This is a genomic window from Rhodococcus erythropolis R138, from assembly GCF_000696675.2.
Taxonomy (GTDB): Bacteria; Actinomycetota; Actinomycetes; order Mycobacteriales; family Mycobacteriaceae; genus Rhodococcus_F; species Rhodococcus_F erythropolis.
Map to the genome: position 1 here is coordinate 3,318,834 of NZ_CP007255.1, position 15,779 is coordinate 3,334,612.

15 protein-coding genes are annotated in these 15,779 nt (G+C 63.1%); 8 read left to right on the plus strand and 7 right to left on the minus strand.

The window, feature by feature from the left end; all coding sequences use genetic code 11:
* Positions 1 to 140: 140 nt before the first annotated feature.
* Genes H351_RS31435 through H351_RS15550 form a run of 3 tightly spaced genes read left to right on the plus strand, consistent with a single transcriptional unit; the run spans position 141 to position 1,430 of the window.
* Entirely contained in the window at positions 141 to 335 is a 195-nt protein-coding gene (locus tag H351_RS31435; protein ID WP_003941743.1) for a DUF1918 domain-containing protein, read from the plus strand.
* A gap of 57 nt (positions 336 to 392) precedes the next feature.
* On the plus strand, positions 393 to 1,016 hold the full coding sequence (locus tag H351_RS15545; protein ID WP_019748839.1) for a TetR/AcrR family transcriptional regulator: 624 nt from the start codon (positions 393 to 395) through the stop codon (positions 1,014 to 1,016).
* A 57-nt stretch (positions 1,017 to 1,073) separates the two neighbouring features.
* Positions 1,074 to 1,430 (plus strand): PLD nuclease N-terminal domain-containing protein, encoded by a 357-nt coding sequence (locus H351_RS15550; RefSeq protein ID WP_019748838.1) that lies wholly within the window; start codon positions 1,074 to 1,076, stop codon positions 1,428 to 1,430.
* 1 nt (position 1,431) lies between these two features.
* Here the strand turns inward: H351_RS15550 and H351_RS15555 are convergent, their stop codons facing one another.
* Positions 1,432 to 2,322 (minus strand): LysR family transcriptional regulator, encoded by an 891-nt coding sequence (locus tag H351_RS15555; RefSeq protein WP_029255539.1) that lies wholly within the window; start codon positions 2,320 to 2,322, stop codon positions 1,432 to 1,434.
* An 83-nt stretch (positions 2,323 to 2,405) separates the two neighbouring features.
* On the opposite strand from H351_RS15555, the gene H351_RS15560 reads away from it, so the two are divergent.
* Positions 2,406 to 3,302, plus strand: a complete 897-nt coding sequence (locus H351_RS15560; protein ID WP_029255538.1) for an EamA family transporter — start codon at positions 2,406 to 2,408, stop codon at positions 3,300 to 3,302.
* A 34-nt stretch (positions 3,303 to 3,336) separates the two neighbouring features.
* Here the strand turns inward: H351_RS15560 and H351_RS15565 are convergent, their stop codons facing one another.
* Positions 3,337 to 3,930 carry a TetR/AcrR family transcriptional regulator gene (locus tag H351_RS15565; RefSeq protein WP_029255537.1) on the minus strand — a complete coding sequence of 198 codons (594 nt, stop codon included), beginning with the start codon at positions 3,928 to 3,930 and terminating at the stop codon, positions 3,337 to 3,339.
* Positions 3,931 to 3,985: 55 nt separating this feature from the next.
* Here H351_RS15565 and H351_RS15570 point away from each other — a divergent pair, with 55 nt between their 5' ends.
* Positions 3,986 to 4,405 carry a PaaI family thioesterase gene (locus tag H351_RS15570; protein WP_020908051.1) on the plus strand — a complete coding sequence of 140 codons (420 nt, stop codon included), beginning with the start codon at positions 3,986 to 3,988 and terminating at the stop codon, positions 4,403 to 4,405.
* A 16-nt stretch (positions 4,406 to 4,421) separates the two neighbouring features.
* On the opposite strand, the gene H351_RS15575 is transcribed toward H351_RS15570, so the two are convergent.
* From H351_RS15575 to H351_RS15595, 5 genes are all read right to left on the minus strand, one after another.
* Complete coding sequence (locus H351_RS15575; protein ID WP_029255536.1) at positions 4,422 to 5,351, minus strand: NADP-dependent oxidoreductase; 930 nt, start codon at positions 5,349 to 5,351, stop codon at positions 4,422 to 4,424.
* 66 nt (positions 5,352 to 5,417) lie between these two features.
* Entirely contained in the window at positions 5,418 to 6,230 is an 813-nt protein-coding gene (locus H351_RS15580) for a mycofactocin-coupled SDR family oxidoreductase (RefSeq protein WP_019748832.1), read from the minus strand.
* A gap of 94 nt (positions 6,231 to 6,324) precedes the next feature.
* Positions 6,325 to 8,682, minus strand: coding sequence for a malto-oligosyltrehalose synthase (gene treY / locus H351_RS15585; RefSeq protein WP_029255535.1), 2,358 nt, complete (start codon positions 8,680 to 8,682; stop codon positions 6,325 to 6,327).
* A 13-nt stretch (positions 8,683 to 8,695) separates the two neighbouring features.
* Complete coding sequence (glgX, locus tag H351_RS15590; protein WP_029255534.1) at positions 8,696 to 11,035, minus strand: glycogen debranching protein GlgX; 2,340 nt, start codon at positions 11,033 to 11,035, stop codon at positions 8,696 to 8,698.
* 57 nt (positions 11,036 to 11,092) lie between these two features.
* Positions 11,093 to 12,385: an adenosylmethionine--8-amino-7-oxononanoate transaminase gene (locus tag H351_RS15595; protein WP_029255533.1), complete on the minus strand. Its 1,293-nt coding sequence runs from the start codon at positions 12,383 to 12,385 to the stop codon at positions 11,093 to 11,095.
* Positions 12,386 to 12,423: 38 nt separating this feature from the next.
* Between H351_RS15595 and H351_RS15600 the strand changes: the two genes are divergently transcribed.
* From H351_RS15600 to H351_RS15610, 3 genes are all read left to right on the plus strand, one after another.
* Complete coding sequence (locus H351_RS15600; RefSeq protein ID WP_019748828.1) at positions 12,424 to 13,569, plus strand: 8-amino-7-oxononanoate synthase; 1,146 nt, start codon at positions 12,424 to 12,426, stop codon at positions 13,567 to 13,569.
* Positions 13,566 to 14,249: a dethiobiotin synthase gene (gene bioD, locus H351_RS15605; protein ID WP_020908046.1), complete on the plus strand. Its 684-nt coding sequence runs from the start codon at positions 13,566 to 13,568 to the stop codon at positions 14,247 to 14,249. The genes H351_RS15600 and bioD overlap by 4 nt, the downstream gene beginning before the upstream one ends.
* 80 nt (positions 14,250 to 14,329) lie before the next feature.
* Entirely contained in the window at positions 14,330 to 15,742 is a 1,413-nt protein-coding gene (locus H351_RS15610) for a GGDEF domain-containing protein (protein ID WP_244891359.1), read from the plus strand.
* The last annotated feature ends 37 nt before the right edge of the window (positions 15,743 to 15,779 follow it).

Consider the following 15,779-nt stretch of genomic DNA (forward strand, 5'->3'; position numbering starts at 1 on the left):
ACTGTTCACCCCTCGCTGTCACCTTCGGTGAATATGCGATTCCTCACGACGGCAACCTGCCCAGGGTTTCCAAGTCGGTATCGCGGGAACAACGTCAGTGGTTGGTCTGCGCCCGCGCGAGCGGGCAGCGAGGAGGAGTGATGCATGCCGAAGTGGGTGACCGTCTCCATGTCCAGGGGCGCGTGGTTGGGCAGGCGGAGGTAACTGCCGAGGTCCTCGAAGTCCACGGGGAGGACGGAGGGCCGCCCTATTTGGTCAGGTACGACAACGGGCACGAGGCGTTGGTGTTTCCCGGTAGCGACGGCTGGATAGATCACCCCGGAAAAGGCTCCTGAACTGCACGATTCTTTCCATGCATGGCCGTTGCATCGAATGCGGCTAAAGTGTGCGCAATGGAGGGCAGACGCCAGTACCACTCCCGCGTGCGTGAAGCCTCCGCACAGCGAACGCGTGAACTCATTCGTGATGCGGCGACGACCTTGTTTGTCCGAGACGGATACGTCAGTGCAACCGTCAAACAGATTGCCGACTCGGCCGGCGTCGCCAACCGGACGGTGTTCACAGCCTTCCCGGGCGGGAAGCTCGAGATCTTCGAAGCGGCCCTCGCCGCGGCGCTCGATGCCGACGAGGTTCCACTCGGCGCGCCGAACCTGGCCTCGGACCCCGATGACGTTCGCCGGATCGTCTCCCAGATCGTGGCACAGGGCATCGGACTGCTCGAACGTGCCGGCGCTCTGATGATGGTCGCGGTCGAATCGTCAGGTGCGGATGCCGACATGCGGCGACTGTCCGAGGAATCGTCGGATCAGTCGGCCGTCAATGCGATGTCGATAGCCGAGGGTCTGTCCGAGCACGGATTGTTGAGGCCCGAGATTTCGCTCGAGAAAGCCGCGGGCATACTTGCCGCTTTCGTCTCGCCTCAGCTTCATCAGCAATTGCGTCGGGTCAGTGGATGGGATGTCGATGCATACCGAGGATGGCTCGAGTTCAACATTCGCCAGAATCTAATGTACTAATCGGTCTGTTTTCGTTAGCATGGCGAGGGTTTTTTATTCTCGGGAGGAATCGCCAGCGTGCCCTATGCCTTGTTCGGCCTCATCACGATGTTGCTGTGGATTTTCTGCATCGTCGACGCCATCACGAGAGATGACGCCTACATCCAGTACCTACCCAAGGTCGTCTGGATTCTGATCATCATCTTCCTTCCCACCTTGGGGTCCGTTCTGTGGCTGGTGGTCGGGCGCGGACAGAACGCGCCCCGCGGTTACGTCGGCCCAACCGGTTACGGCGAATACGAGCGTCCGGGACGCGCCGTTGCGCAGGATCCGGCGGCGGACGAAGCATTCTTGCGTCAGTGCCGCGAGCGGGCGGAAGAGCAGCGTCGAATTGCCAAGCAGCAGCGCCGCGACGGCGACGCTGATCGGATTTGAGTTATCGGTAGGCCGTGAGACGGTCCAGCACGAGCCGAAGCGGCGGCCACGACGATCGGCCGCGACGCGTCACCGCATAGGCGGTGAGGATGACAGGCGGATCGGTCAGCGGCATGACGCGTACGCCTTCGCGGGTCTTGCGTTCGAGTGGCATCAGCCCCACGCCGTAACCACTGAGGATCAAGAGTTCGACCAAGTCGAGACTGTCGATCTGGTGAGTGATCCGAGGGGTGAATCCAGCCAGTGACGCGAGGGTTCGCACGGCCCGCTCGTCGGCTGTATTTCGCGAGTTCACTATCCATGGTGTGTCTGCGAAGGCACGGAGATCGATCCCGGATTTCGTGGACTCGTCGGGTGTGTGGGCGTTGTCGGGAACGCATAATCCCCACGGCGTCGACCAGAGCGGTAGTGCTTCGAGTAACGAGCTCGGGGATGCGGGGGCGAGGTTGTAGTCGTACGTCAGCGCGAGGTCCAGGTCGTCTCGTTCGAGTAGGGCAAAAGCCTCGGCCGGTTCGTACTCGCAGATCACCACGTCTACCTGTGGATGGCTGTGTTGCAGGCTCAGGGCGACGGGGAGCATCGCGGTTCTGACGGCAGTAGCGAATCCGCCGACTCTCAGTGTCCCCTCCGGTTCGGCGGTCGGATCGAGGTCCAGGCGAGCTGCATCCACGGCTGCCAGGATGGTGACGGCATGATCGGCGAGTCGTTGACCGGCAGGTGTGAGGCGAACGCGTCGGCCTTCCGGTTCGATCAATGCAGTACCGGTTTCCGCGGTCAAAGCCGCGAGCTGTTGGGACACTGTCGATGTCGTGAGGTTGTGAGCTTCGGCGACCGCGCGCATGGAACCCAAGCGGGAGAGTTCGAGGAGGAGATGGAGTCGACGGGTTTCCATCGTTCGATCATTCACTAATCGTGAACATAATGTAGGTCAAAATCGCGTGGACACGAACGGTTGGCGTCCCGTTCAATTCAGCTATGGATACGAAAGCGCGGGCCGGAGTGGGCCTGGCTGTTCTGGCGATGTTGTGCGTGCAGCTCGGGCTCGCCGTGTCGGTGGGTCTGATCGATCAGCTCGGAGCAGACGGAGCAGCGTGGATACGTCTCGCCTGGGCGGGCATCATTCTTCTGATCATCGTCAGGCCCCGTCCCTCCGCGTTCACTCGCAAAGCGTTTCTGGCCTGCGTGGTCCTGGGTGTGGTCACCGCCGGCATGACGCTGTTGTTCATGGCGGCCGTCGAGCGTCTTCCTCTGGGAACGGCAAGCGCGCTGGAGTTCTTGGGTCCGCTGACGGTTGCTTTGCTCCGGGGGCGTGGCCGCGTTCTGTGGCCGGTTCTGGCAGGCGTGGGCGTAGTCCTTCTCACTGAACCGTGGGCAGGGACAGTCGATCTGGTCGGTGTGGCGTACGCACTTGGCGCGGCGCTCTGCTGGGCGATGTACATACTGCTCACCCAGCGGGTCGGCGACGAGGTTGCCGGTATCAACGGGCTGGCGGTGTCGATGGCGGTTGCCGGGTTGGCCGCGACAATTGCCGTGGGCCACTCGGCCATTGGGCGGCTGACCCCGCACCTGGTTCTCGTGGGCCTCGGACTTGCGATCTTGCTGCCCGTCGTGCCGTTCGTTCTGGAGATGGTCTCACTGCGGCGGCTGTCGACGGCAGCATTCGGCACGCTGATGAGTCTCGAGCCCGCTTTCGCGCAGCTCATCGGTCTTGTTGTGCTGCAACAGGTTCCGAGTTTTCTGGCGGTGGCAGGTATCGCATGCGTCGTCGTCGCGGGGATCGGCGCGGCCCGCGGTGGCACTCGGGGTGGTGGCGGGAAGCCGGCAGGCCCACCCTCCGATTCCGAGCGAACGTACCTTTCAGCGCCTTCATGAGACCGAGAGTGCCGTTCGCTCAGGGTGTGTCGGCTCAGTGCGCGGCTGCCGCAGCGATTGCTCCGGCGAACACGTCGGCGACCTCGCCGAGGGAATCGAGGATCGGCTGACCTGATCGTTCGACGCGAGCCCGCACCAGCGAACCCTCGAGTGCGGACACTGCCAGGACGGCAAGCCGTTCCGCTCGAGTGCGTGCGACACCGGACTCGATCAGTGAGTCGCGCAGTAGCGAAGTCCACTGTCGGTAGACCGCCTGTCCTGCGGCTGTCACGCTCTCCGAATCGGGGGCAAGTTCCAACAACACCGTCGTGATCGGCGAGCCTTCGTGGAAGTCCGAATCGCTCACCCATCCAGCGAGCAGCCGCGCATACTCGCGCAGCAGTGCTCCGGCGTCCGGGTGGTTGTCGGCGAGTTCGGTCAGAGTGTCGGTGACCAACTGCCCGCCGACGCGGACGACCTCTTCACCGATCTGCTCTTTGCCGCCGGGAAAGTAGTGGTAGAGCGAACCTTTCGGGGCGCCACTCGACTTGAGGATCTCGTTGAGCCCCGTAGCCGCATACCCCTGGCGGCGAAACAGATCGGCTGCAGCTCGTACCAGTGCTTCGCGGTGTTTCGGGGGAGTCGCCACGAGTTGGAGCTTAAACACCCCAGCGATCCACCACAATCTATGTAGACTGGTCTACATGGAAAATTCGGAAATGCTGGAACAGTTGCGCGCAGTCAACGCCTCGGCGGCCTTCAACCGGTGGGCCGGATTCGAAGTGACGGAGGCCGAACCAGGACGTGTCTGCCTGCGGCTCGAATGGCGTGAGGATCTCGGCCAGTACTCGGGACACTTGCACGCTGCGCTTGTGGCGGGACTTATCGACACTGCGTGCGGATTTGCTGCCTTTACACAGGTTGGTGTCGTGGCGGCGTCCAACTGCGCGGTCAATTTCGTGAGCCCGGGAGTCGGAACGGCATTCGTCGCCACGGCACGCTCGGTCAAGGCTGGGCGCAAGCAGGTGTTCGTCACTGCCGAGGTACATGCCGAACGCGAAGGCGAATCCGTGCTCGTCGCGTTCGGCACTACCCTCTTGGTTCCACTCGCCGTTCAGGCTTAGGGAACCTCGGGCAACCTCAGGGAATGAGGATGAACTTCCCGGCGGGATGAGAACTCTGCAACTCGGTGTGAGCGAGTGCGACGTCTGCGAGCGGGAAGGTCTTGGCGATCTTCACGGTGAGGTGTCCGGACCCGGCTTGTTCGACCAGTTCGGAGCGAGCCTTCAAACGTGCTTCGGCACTTGCCGGATTGCCTCCGCCGACAGACTCGAAGCCGTCGGTCTGGGCGCGTCCGAACGCGACGATGGTGACGATACGGCTCTTGTCGGTGACCAACGCCAGAGATGTATCGACGGCTTCGTCAGTTCCGGCGGTGTCGAAAGCGGCGTCGACACCGTTCGGTGCGAGTTCACGAACGCGGGCTTCGAGGCCCTCGCCGTAGAGCACCGGCGTGGCGCCGAGCGAGCGCACGTAGTCCTGATTCGATGTTCCCGCAGTGCCGATCACGGTGGCACCGCGTGCTGCGGCGAGCTGAACCGCAATAGCGCCGACGCCACCGGACGCGCCGTGGATGAGGACGGTGTCCCCGGAGCCGACGCGAATGGTGTCGAGGGCGTCGACTGCAGTTCCGCCGACGAGAAGGAGTCCGGCCGCCTGTTCCCAGCTGATGCCGGCGGGCTTCGCGGTGATCGAGGAGACCGGAACGACTACCTGTTCGGCGTAAAGACCGTTGCCCGGGCTGACGATCACTTCGTCGCCGACTGCAACACCGGTAACGCCGTCGCCGACCGCCGAGACGACGCCCGCTGCCTCGCCGCCGAGGCGGATCGGAAGTTTCTCGGGATCAGTGCCGAAAGCACCGCTGTAGAGCTTGAAGTCGAAGGGATTGACGCCGATCGCCTTCACGTCGACCAGGACTTCGCCTGATTTCGGTGCCGGTAAATCGATGTCCACCAGCTCCAGGACCTCGGGCGTGCCGTACGTCTGCGCTACAACAGTTTTGGTCATGTCTCGCGCAACCGTCCTCGGGGAAGCGATATTCCCCGAGGACGGGAAAAACTCGAGAAGATTCGATCAGCGGATCAAGGTGCCCAGATCGAGCGGCATCGCGATACCGGTGATGTGATGGGCCTCGTCGGAACCGAGGAACGCGACGGCTGCGGCGATGTCCTCCGGCTGGCTGACCGGGTCGGGCAAGGTCTGCATGAAGATCGGACCGAGGGTGTGAGCGTTGGCGTCGATGAGCGGCCGCATGTCCGTCATCTGCATTCCGGTTTCCACGCCGTGCGGGTGGATGGTGTTGACCCGAATGTTGTACTGCCCCAATTCTGAGGCCATCGTCTTGGCCAGACCGGTGATGCCGTGTTTGCTCGCGACGTAGTGGCCGAGGAAGGGGAGCCCACGCAGGCCGGCGACGGAGCTGGTGAAGATGATCGAGCCACCGGTGCCTTGCTTGATCAGGTGCGGGATCGCTGCCTTGGCGGTGTGAAAGACGCCGGTCAGGTTGACGTCGAGCGTTTCCTGCCACTGCTCGGGCGTGATTTCCCAGGACATGTTGGCAGAACAGATTCCGGCGTTCGCGACGACGACGTCGAGGCGCCCCAGTTCGTCGATGCCGGCATCGAGCGCCGCGGACAGCGCAGAGAAGTCGCGGACGTCGGTCTTGGTAGCGACAATTCGTCGGTCCAGAGCCTTGACCAGTTCGACTGTCTCGGCCAGGTCGTCTTCGGTGGCGCCGGCGTAAGACGTGGATTCGAATTGAACACACGCGTCGACGGCGATGATGTCTGCGCCCTCTTCTGCCAGCCGGACAGCTTCCGCCCGCCCCTGACCGCGGGCTGCTCCGGTGATGAAGGCAACTTTTCCGGTGTATCGATTGGCAGTCATGCTCAAACCTCCGAATAGTGGTGACGATCTGCTCTTCGGAAGTTAGCGCGACGAAGTTCTCTTCGGGGGTGAATGTCCAGTCAGCGGAAACCGCTCAGCACACCCTGGTCAACAGGGCACATGGTCCGTCGGCGAAGACATCGCGCGCATCTGCGGACGTGACGGGTTGTCCGCTCAGTGCGTCGAGCCATTCGCCTTCGGGAAGGTCGATTCGTGTGTCTCGCCAGCCGTGCGACGAGAGTCCGAGCGAATGTCGCGTCGCCAGAGCAACGACCATGGGCGGATCACCTGCCGGGCCGCGCGAGAAGCCGACCAGATGACCGGATCCGGAACCTGAAGCGAAGACCGGCCGGTACTCACCGTGATCGAACCACGAGGGGTTCTCCCGCCGCAGTGTCAGTGCCGTGCGAACGAGGTGCAACTTTGCGGTTCCTGTTGCGTCGATCGGCGCGGCGCCGGATTCGAGCAGTGATCGCCTCGCTCCGTAGTCGACAACGCGACGGTTGTCCGGGTCGACCAGCGAGTCCTCCCACAGCTCCGTGCCCTGGTAGACGTCGGGAACGCCGGGCCCGAGGAGTTGGAGCAGCTTTTGACCCAGAGAGTCCGACCAGCCGTGACGCGCGATCCGGCCGACGAATTCGCTGACCGAATCAGCGACAGGTCCGTCGATCACTTCGTCGATCCAGCGGTGCACTGCCGACTCGAAGCCGACGTCCGGATCGTTCCAGGAAGTCCTGGCGCCGGACTCGCGGACGGCCTTTTCTGCGTAGGCGTGTAAACGCTCGCGCAGCTCTGGAACCGAGGCTGCGGAGCGGCCGTCCGCCGGCCACACGCCGATGATGTTCTGCCACAAGAACAATCCGGTCAGCGGATCAGGGCTGGGGCAGACGTTTTCCCAGTCGCGAATCAGCCGGGACCACAGGGTCGGCACCTGAGACACAACACCGATCCGTGCCCGCACGTCCTCGCCGCGTTTGGTGTCGTGAGTGGACAGACTCGTCATCGCCCGGGGCCACCGCTTCGCTCGGTCCGCGTTGTGGAGATGGAATTCGGCGACGGAGACGGCAAGCGATGCCGGGTTGCCGCCGACTTCCTGACGTGAGACCAGTCGCGCCGTCCGATAGAAGAGTCGATCTTCGACGGACTTCGCCATGACGGCACCGCACACCTGCTGGAAGCGAACTGCCCCTTCACCGCCGTTGACCAGTGACTGCGCCAGCACGTTGAACGCTGCTTCATGTCCGGGAGCCAATTCGTGCATGTCGCCGACGATACGAGCGGCCAAACCGGCGAGGGGACTGTAGTCGGATCGGTACACCGGCATCCGAGCGATCGCGACGACGACGGCGTCGTTCAGTTCGGTTTCACTGCAACGACTTCCGGTTTCGCGTCGGATTGCGCGCACGAGTCTGCGAACCTCGGGTGCAAGGTCACCGCGCCCGGTGTCGCGTTTGAACTGACGTTCGGTGTGATGCAACCACGTACTGTCCCCGTCGTCGCCGGTCAGATCTGCGGAGAGTTCGGTCAATTCGAGTTCGGCGGCGGGATCGACGAAAATGCCGCCCAGTTGATTGAGTGCGTCGTATCCGGTGGTGCCGTCGATCGGGAGCAGCGGATCGAGTGGTTCCGTATGGCCGAGGATCTTTTCGATCACGAGCCACTGATCTGGTCCGATCAGTTCCCGCAGGCGCCCCAGATACTCCGCCGGATCGGCGAGTCCGTCCGGGTGATCGATGCGAACGCCGTCGATCAGTCCTTCGTCGACCCACGACTTCAATTGCCGATGGCAGAGTTCGAAGACTTTGGGGTCCTCCTGACGCAGTGCAGCGAGGTCGTTGACGGCAAAGAACCGTCGATAGTTGATGATTCCGGCGTTCCACGGTACGAGTCGGTACGACTGCCTGGAGTGGACCTCCTGTGGAGATCCGAATTCGGTGCCGGAGGCGACAGGGAAGCGGTGCTCGTAGAACGCGAGAAGTGTTTCCTCACCATCCTTCTCGACAGTCAGTGCGTCGAGATCGTCCTGGCTGCCCAGCACCGGGAGCGAGAGTTTGCCGTCGGCCCCGTTGTCGTCTGCCCAGTCGATGTCGAAGAAGTCCGCGTACTCCGACGACTGCCCGTGCGTGAGAACGTCCCACCACCAAGCATTTTCGCGAGGTTTGGCGACACCGACATGGTTGGGGACCAGATCGACGATCAGGCCCATCCCAATTGATCGAACCGCGCGTGAGAGCTCCACCAAAGCCTCGCGGCCACCAAGTCCTTCGGACACGGTTGTCGGATCGGTGACGTCGTAGCCGTGCGTCGACCCGGACGTCGCAGTGAGGATGGGGGAGAGATAAAGATGTGAGACCCCCAATGCCTCGAAGTAGTCCACCTGTGCGGCCGCATCACGAAGAGTGAATGCATCCGGTCGCAACTGCAGTCGGTAGGTGCTGGTTATCGGGGCCATGTGCACGTCTCCCTCAGGCGGTTCTGCGAAGTACCGTCAATGCTCGCGCTTTTACATCCAATGTTGTTCCGGCCTTGATCACGGTATCGCTCTCACCAGTGGGGACCGAGGTGTCGAGTACGACGGTCCACTCCGACGCGTAGTCCGCGTTGGGGGTGGAGAATTCGAGATCTTCGTAGTGAGCGTTGAAACACAGGAGGAACGAATCTCCCGTGACACGCTCGCCGCGGTAGTTCGGTTCCGGGATCGCGTCGCCGTTGAGAAAGACGGCCAACGACTTACCGAAACCGCTGTCCCAGTCGGCCGGAGTCATCTCCTCGCCCGACGGCGTGAGCCAGGCGATGTCTCGGCCCTGATCGCCACTTCGAATGGGTCGGCCCTCGAAGAATCGACGACGCCGGAAGACCGGGTTCTTGGCGCGCAAGGCAATTGCGCGCTTGGTGAACTCGACGAGGTCCGCATTGGTTTCTGCGAGAGCCCAATCCATCCATGACAGTTCCGAATCCTGGCAGTAAACGTTGTTGTTACCCTGCTGAGTTCGGCCCATCTCGTCGCCGTGGGCAAGCATCGGGGTGCCCTGGCTGAGCATCAGCGTAGCCAGGATGTTTCGGCTCTGACGTCCACGCAGTTCGAGGATTTTCGGGTCGTCTGTGGGGCCTTCGACGCCGCAGTTCCAGGATCGGTTGTGCGATTCGCCGTCGTTGTTGTTCTCGCCGTTGGCTTCGTTGTGCTTCTCGTTGTACGAGACGAGGTCGTGCAGGGTGAAACCGTCGTGGGCGATGACAAAATTGATGCTCGCGCCAGGGCGGCGTCCGGTCGCCTCGTAGAGATCAGAGGATCCGGTGAGGCGGGAAGCGAACTCGCCCAGCGTTGCCGGCTCACCACGCCAGTAGTCGCGGACGGTATCGCGGTACTTACCGTTCCATTCGGTCCACAGGCCTGGGAAGTTTCCGACCTGGTAACCGCCTTCGCCGACGTCCCACGGTTCGGCGATCAGTTTCACCTGACTGACGATCGGATCCTGTTGCACCAGGTCGAAGAAGGCGGAAAGGCGGTCCACGTCGTGCAGTTCACGGGCGAGTGTGGAGGCCAGGTCGAAGCGGAAACCGTCGACATGCATTTCGGTGACCCAGTACCGCAGCGAGTCCATGATCAATTGCAGGGTGTGCGGATGACGGGCATTGAGGCTGTTGCCCGTTCCGGTGTAGTCCATGTAGTGCGCTTCGTCGCCGTCGACCAGTCGGTAGTAGGCGGCGTTGTCGATTCCGCGGAAGCTGATGGTCGGCCCCATGTGGTTGCCCTCGGCGGTGTGGTTGTAGACCACGTCGAGGATCACCTCGATACCCGCCTGGTGGAAACTGCGCACCATTGCCTTGAATTCCGCCACGGCCGCATCGGGTTTGGCGGCCGAGGAGTAGTCGGTGTGCGGAGCAAGAAAGCCGAAGGTGTTGTAGCCCCAGTAGTTTCGCAGTCCCTGATCGAGCAGCACCTGGTCGTGCATGAACTGATGGACCGGCATCAGTTCGATCGCCGTGACACCCAGATTGGTGAGGTGCTCGATGATCACCGGATGCGCGAGTCCGGCGTAAGTGCCGCGCAATTCCTCCGGAACTCCGGGGTGCGTCGCGGTCATACCCTTGACGTGCGCTTCGTAGATGACCGTCTCGTGGTACGGACGCTTCGGCGAGCGGTCGGACGCCCAGTCGAAGAACGGATTGATGACGACGGTCGACATCGTGTGACCGAGCGAATCATGTTGGGGGAAAGGGATGGTAGCGGGTTCGTCGACGAGCGGTTCGGGATCGAAGGGTTCTGGGTCGAGGCTCTCGTCCGATTCCTGATCGTCCGTGGGTGACTCGTCTTCGAGGCCCACCTCGCCCGATTCGGCTTCCGAACTCGTTTCGTCGGTGGCTTCTTCCGGCTCCACGGCAGGAGTTTCGTCGTCTCCAGCAGGTTCGGGGTCCGCCGCCGACTCGACGTCGTACGAGAACAGTGAACGGTCTCCGTCGAAGTCTCCGTCGAACGCTTTTCCGTACGGGTCCAGCAGGAGTTTGCTCGGATCGCAGCGCAGACCTGCAGCCGGATCGTACGGCCCGTGCACGCGGTAGCCGTATCGCTGGCCGGGGGACACGGACGGAAGGTACGCATGCCAGACGTAACCGTCGACCTCGTCCATCCGAATGCGGGTTTCGGTGCCGTCCTTGGCGATCAGGCACAGTTCGACGGCTTCGGCGACCTCGGAGAAGAGCGAGAAATTGGTCCCCGCGCCGTCGTAGGTGGCACCGAGTGGGTACGCACTGCCAGGCCATACCGGGATGGGAGTGGCTGAGGGCGCGCTCGGCGGTTGATCCATGAATCAGACCCTATCGGGTGCAGCCGATCGAATCTTGTCGACTGTCTACGCCGCTGATCACCGTTTCGCCTGGCTGCGGGCGGTTGCAAGCATTCCGGCTGTGATCTGTTCCACCTCCGCGTCCGAACACAGGTACGGAGGCATCGCGTACACGAGGTTGCGGAACGGTCGAAGCCAGACCCCGGCGTCGACGGCCGCATCGGTGGCGCTCTGCATCTCGACCGGCTGCTCGAGTTCGATCACCCCGATTCCGCCTTTGACTCGAACGTCCACCACCCCGGGAATTGTGACGGCTTCGGCGAGGCCGCGAGCGAGGCTACGTTCGAGGGTTGCGACGTCACGCCGCCAGTCCATTGCGAGCAGAAGTTCGGTCGACGCGACCGCGACAGCGCACGCGAGTGGATTGCCCATGAAGGTGGGGCCGTGCATCAGTCCGCCGCCCTCGCCGGCAGTGATGGTCTCTGCGATCTCCGTGGTGCACAGCGTTGCCGCCAGACTCATGTACCCGCCGGTCAGTGCCTTGCCGACGCACATGACGTCGGGACTGACGCCGGCATGATCGGCGGCGAACAGTTCACCGGTGCGTCCGAATCCGGTCGCGATCTCGTCGAAGACCAGGAGGACTTGGTATTTGTCGCAGAGGTTACGGAGGTCGATCAGGTATGCGGGGTCGTGGAAACGCATTCCGCCGGCGCCTTGGACTACCGGTTCGACGATCACCGCGGCGAGGTCCTGGTGATGCTCGGCCAGCAGCGTTTCCAACTCCTGCACGTATTCGGGGAGATAGTCCGCCGGGGGAGTCTGCGCGAAGACCTGAGGGCGAAGGACGTCGGTCCAGAGAGAGTGCATGCCGCCGTCGGGGTCGCAGACGCTCATGGGGGTGAATGTGTCGCCGTGATATCCGCCGCGCCAGGTCATCAAACGATTTTTCGACGGTTTTCCGAGGCTCCGCCAGTACTGCAGGCACATCTTGACTGCTACTTCGACGGCCACCGAACCGGAGTCGGAGAGGAACACCTTGTCGAGGTGAGGTGGTGTGATGTCGACGAGCAGTCGCCCGAGGCGAGCGGCGGGTTCGTGCGTCAGTCCGCCGAACATGACATGACTCATCTTGCCCAGCTGCCGTGCAGCAGCAGTGTCGAGCACGGGATTGCGGTATCCGTGAATGGCGGCCCACCACGAGCTCATTCCGTCGACCAATCGGCGGCCGTCGGAGAGCGTGAGGGTAGCCCCCTGGGCAGAGTCGACGATCAGCGGACGAGTCGACGCGGGAAATGATCCGTACGGATGCCAGAGGACATCGGCATCGATGGCGGAGACGTCATGGGGATCAAGTCCGGTTGTGAGCACGGATGCACCCTAACCATTGAGTTGAACGGTGTTCAAGTATGGTCGGAAAAGTGAACACCTCGCTGAATTGGCTCACTGCCGTCGAAGCGGACCGTAGGGCCGCTGGACTGCGCCGCGAACTCCGTCCTCGCACGGTCGACTCCCCGTTGATCGACCTGGCGTCGAACGATTACCTCGGACTCGTGCGGCACCCCGACGTGATCGAGGGTGCAACGGCGGCTCTGCGCCGTTGGGGCGCGGGCGCCACGGGTTCGCGTCTGGTCACCGGCACCACCACCGAACACGAACTGCTCGAAGTCGAACTGGCCGAGTTCGTCGGGGCGGACTCCGGACTGGTCTTCTCTTCCGGCTACACAGCCAATCTCGGCGCGGTGACGGCGCTCTCGGGTCCCGGATCGTTGATCGTCTCCGATGCGGGATCGCATGCCTCACTCGTGGATGCCTGCCGCCTGTCACGTGCCCGGGTTGCGGTAGCTCCGCATTCGGACGTGAGCTTTCTCGCCGACACGTTGCGCAGCAGAGTGGAAGAGCGAGCGCTGGTCGTCACGGATTCGGTCTTCAGCGCCGACGGAGACCTCGCGCCGCTGCGGGAGATGCATCAGGTGTGCCGCGAGTACGGGGCGATCCTGCTGGTCGACGAGGCGCATGGCATCGGTGTGCGCGGTGCCGGTGGACGTGGACTCGTCCACGAGTCGGGCCTGGCGGGTGAACCTGACGTCGTCGTGACGGCAACGCTGTCCAAGTCGCTCGCCAGCCAGGGCGGAGTTGTACTCGGCGACAACAAGATTCGCGCGCATCTCATCGACGCGGCAAGAACGTTCATCTTCGACACCGGTCTCGCTCCCGCCGCTGTCGGCGCGGCCAGAGCTGCACTCGCCGTACTCCAGCGCGAGCCGACGCGAGCGCTCGACGTCCTGGCCCGGGCATCCGAACTCGCCGACGTCACCGGTGCACCGTCGCCTGAATCTGCTGTCGTCTCGGTCGTTCTCGGCGATCCGCAACGGGCGTTCGATGCCGCGTCGGCGTGCCGGGATCAGGGGTTGCATGTCGGTTGCTTCCGCCCGCCGTCGGTTCCGGAAGGAACGTCACGGCTGCGTCTGACCGCACGAGCGACGCTGTCCGCATCCGAGATGGAGCAGATCGCTCTCGTACTGCGCGACGTCTTGGCCGGTGCCCGAGCATGAGCATTTTCCTGGTGACCGGAACGTCGACCGACGTCGGAAAAACAGTGGTGACAGCCGCATTGGCATCGGTGGCCTTGCAGTCGGGCAAGTCGGTTGCAGTGCTCAAACCGGCCCAGACCGGCGTCGACGTGGACGGTGCGGGTGATCTGGCCGAGATCGAGCGTCTGACCGGGGGCGGCGTGACGCTGGTCGAGTTGGCGCGGTATCCCGAACCTTTGGCGCCGGATACTGCTGCCCGTCGAAGTGGTCTCCCGTTGTTGGCGCTCGACGACGTAGTCCGAGTTGCTCGCGACCTGGACACCACCCACGACTTGACCCTGATCGAAGGTGCCGGCGGCTTGTTGGTTCGGTTGGGGGTGGACGGGTTCACCGCGCGCGATCTCGCCGCAGCTCTGGCAGCACCGGTAGTGCTGGTGGTTGCGTCCGGCCTGGGCACGCTCAATCACACCGCTCTGACCGTGGAAGCGCTGGGTGCATCCGGTGTGGAATGCGCCGGGTTGGTGATCGGTTCGTGGCCGCAGGAACCGGACCTCGCCGAGAGGTGCAATCGCGAGGATCTTGTCTCGGTCAGTGGTGTTCCCCTTCTCGGGTTGATGCCTGCGGGAAGTGGCAGCGAGAGTGTCCAAGAGTTTGCTCAGACCGCTTGGGGCGCGCTCGGTAAATCTCCTTTGGCCATCTGACGCCGTAACATCCGATTTGTCTGCATCGATAGCCAAGGCACAGTAGGGCGAATTGTGAGTAGGTCAGCCGAATGTAGGTGGTGAGCACGGTCGAAAAGTCGTTGTCGTCATCGGCCGTACGTCGCGCACTGCTTGTCGGCGTAGTCGTCTTCGCCTCGTGCCTGGTCGGAATTCTGAGCCGCCTACCGGGCACGCTTGCTGTCTTCTGGCCGGCCAATGCGCTGCTTCTCGGGATTCTCTTTCGATCGCCGCGCTCGGCCACACCGCTCACCTGGATCTGCGCTGCAGCCGGCTACGTTGGAGCCGACCTCATCACGGGCGGGGCGTGGGAGTCCACAGTGTGGCTCAACGCGGCCAACATCGTCGGGGTTGCGAGTGGCTTTTACGCCTTCCGTTGGGTGGGCGGCGACGATCGTCGACTGACCAGTATTCAGTCCGTCGGCTATCTCGTGTCGATGACTGTCGTGGCCGCGTCGATGGCGGCGCTCGTGGGCGGAATCGCGAACCGCGTGCTGTTCGGCGGGCAGTGGTGGGACGGCTGGTTGCTCTGGTTCTCGAGTGAGTTCGTCAACTACATGACCATCGTCCCGTTGGTGCTGACTTTCCCTTCGCTTCGGCGGGTGGATCGAGACCCGAAAGCTGTTGCCACACTTCTGCGTCGATCAGTTGTTCCGACAGCGCTGCTGGCCATCTGCATCATCTTGGAGTGGGTGATCGGCGGCGCCGGAGCGATCGCGTTTGCCATGCCGGCGCTGGTGACTGCCGCTTTGCTCACCAATGTCTTTGTCACGTCGGTGCTCACCGCCGCATCAACTGCCTGGACGTTGGTACTGACGGCCGACGGGCATCTCGGATTGTCCAGCGAAGGCGTCTCGCCCGTCAGTGCGTCCGTCCAGATCGGATTGTCGTTGCTGGCGGTAGCGCCGATCGCGGTGGCGTGTGTGATCCTCGAGCGCCGCCGCGCGCTCGAGGCACTCACACAGGCCGTCACCCACGACGATCTCACCGGTGCGTTGCGCCGGGACGAGTTCTTGCGGCGAGGCGGCAGCGTGACGGGTGCGCCCGATCCGCGTCGCCACTCTGGTCGTCCGGTGAGCGTCCTGATGATGGATCTGGATCACTTCAAGATGGTGAACGACAACCTCGGTCATCGCGCCGGCGATACCGCGTTGGTGAGTTTTGCCGATCAGGTGCGGCGGAACCTCGATGACAAGCATCTCTTCGCCCGGTTGGGCGGTGAGGAGTTCGTCGTACTGATGGCCGGCGTCGATCTCGAGGGTGCGACCGAAACGGCCGAGATGATTCGACGCGCACAAGCGGAGAATTCGTCGGCGGTGTTGGGTGAACTCGGGCCGACGGTCAGCATCGGCGTCGCATGTTCACCCCACGGCGACGCAGACCTGACGCAATTGGTCGATTGCGCCGACGAGGCGTTGTACCGAGCGAAGAAGCTGGACCGCAATCGAACCGTGGCGCTCACGGTCGCTAGCTGAAGAAACACGTGCGGACCCGCATTCTTGCGGGTCCGCA

Bases quoted from the DNA above. Each gene is read 5' to 3' on its own strand.
- H351_RS31435 (WP_003941743.1), top strand. From the start codon at position 141: ATGCATGCCGAAGTGGGTGACCGTCTCCATGTCCAGGGGCGCGTGGTT.
- H351_RS15545 (WP_019748839.1), top strand. From the start codon at position 393: ATGGAGGGCAGACGCCAGTACCACTCCCGCGTGCGTGAAGCCTCCGCA.
- H351_RS15555 (WP_029255539.1), bottom strand. From the start codon at position 2,322: ATGGAAACCCGTCGACTCCATCTCCTCCTCGAACTCTCCCGCTTGGGT.
- H351_RS15560 (WP_029255538.1), top strand. From the start codon at position 2,406: ATGGATACGAAAGCGCGGGCCGGAGTGGGCCTGGCTGTTCTGGCGATG.
- H351_RS15570 (WP_020908051.1), top strand. From the start codon at position 3,986: ATGGAAAATTCGGAAATGCTGGAACAGTTGCGCGCAGTCAACGCCTCG.
- H351_RS15575 (WP_029255536.1), bottom strand. From the start codon at position 5,351: ATGACCAAAACTGTTGTAGCGCAGACGTACGGCACGCCCGAGGTCCTG.
- H351_RS15580 (WP_019748832.1), bottom strand. From the start codon at position 6,230: ATGACTGCCAATCGATACACCGGAAAAGTTGCCTTCATCACCGGAGCA.
- treY (WP_029255535.1), bottom strand. From the start codon at position 8,682: ATGGCCCCGATAACCAGCACCTACCGACTGCAGTTGCGACCGGATGCA.
- glgX (WP_029255534.1), bottom strand. From the start codon at position 11,035: ATGGATCAACCGCCGAGCGCGCCCTCAGCCACTCCCATCCCGGTATGG.
- H351_RS15600 (WP_019748828.1), top strand. From the start codon at position 12,424: ATGGTCGGAAAAGTGAACACCTCGCTGAATTGGCTCACTGCCGTCGAA.
- bioD (WP_020908046.1), top strand. From the start codon at position 13,566: ATGAGCATTTTCCTGGTGACCGGAACGTCGACCGACGTCGGAAAAACA.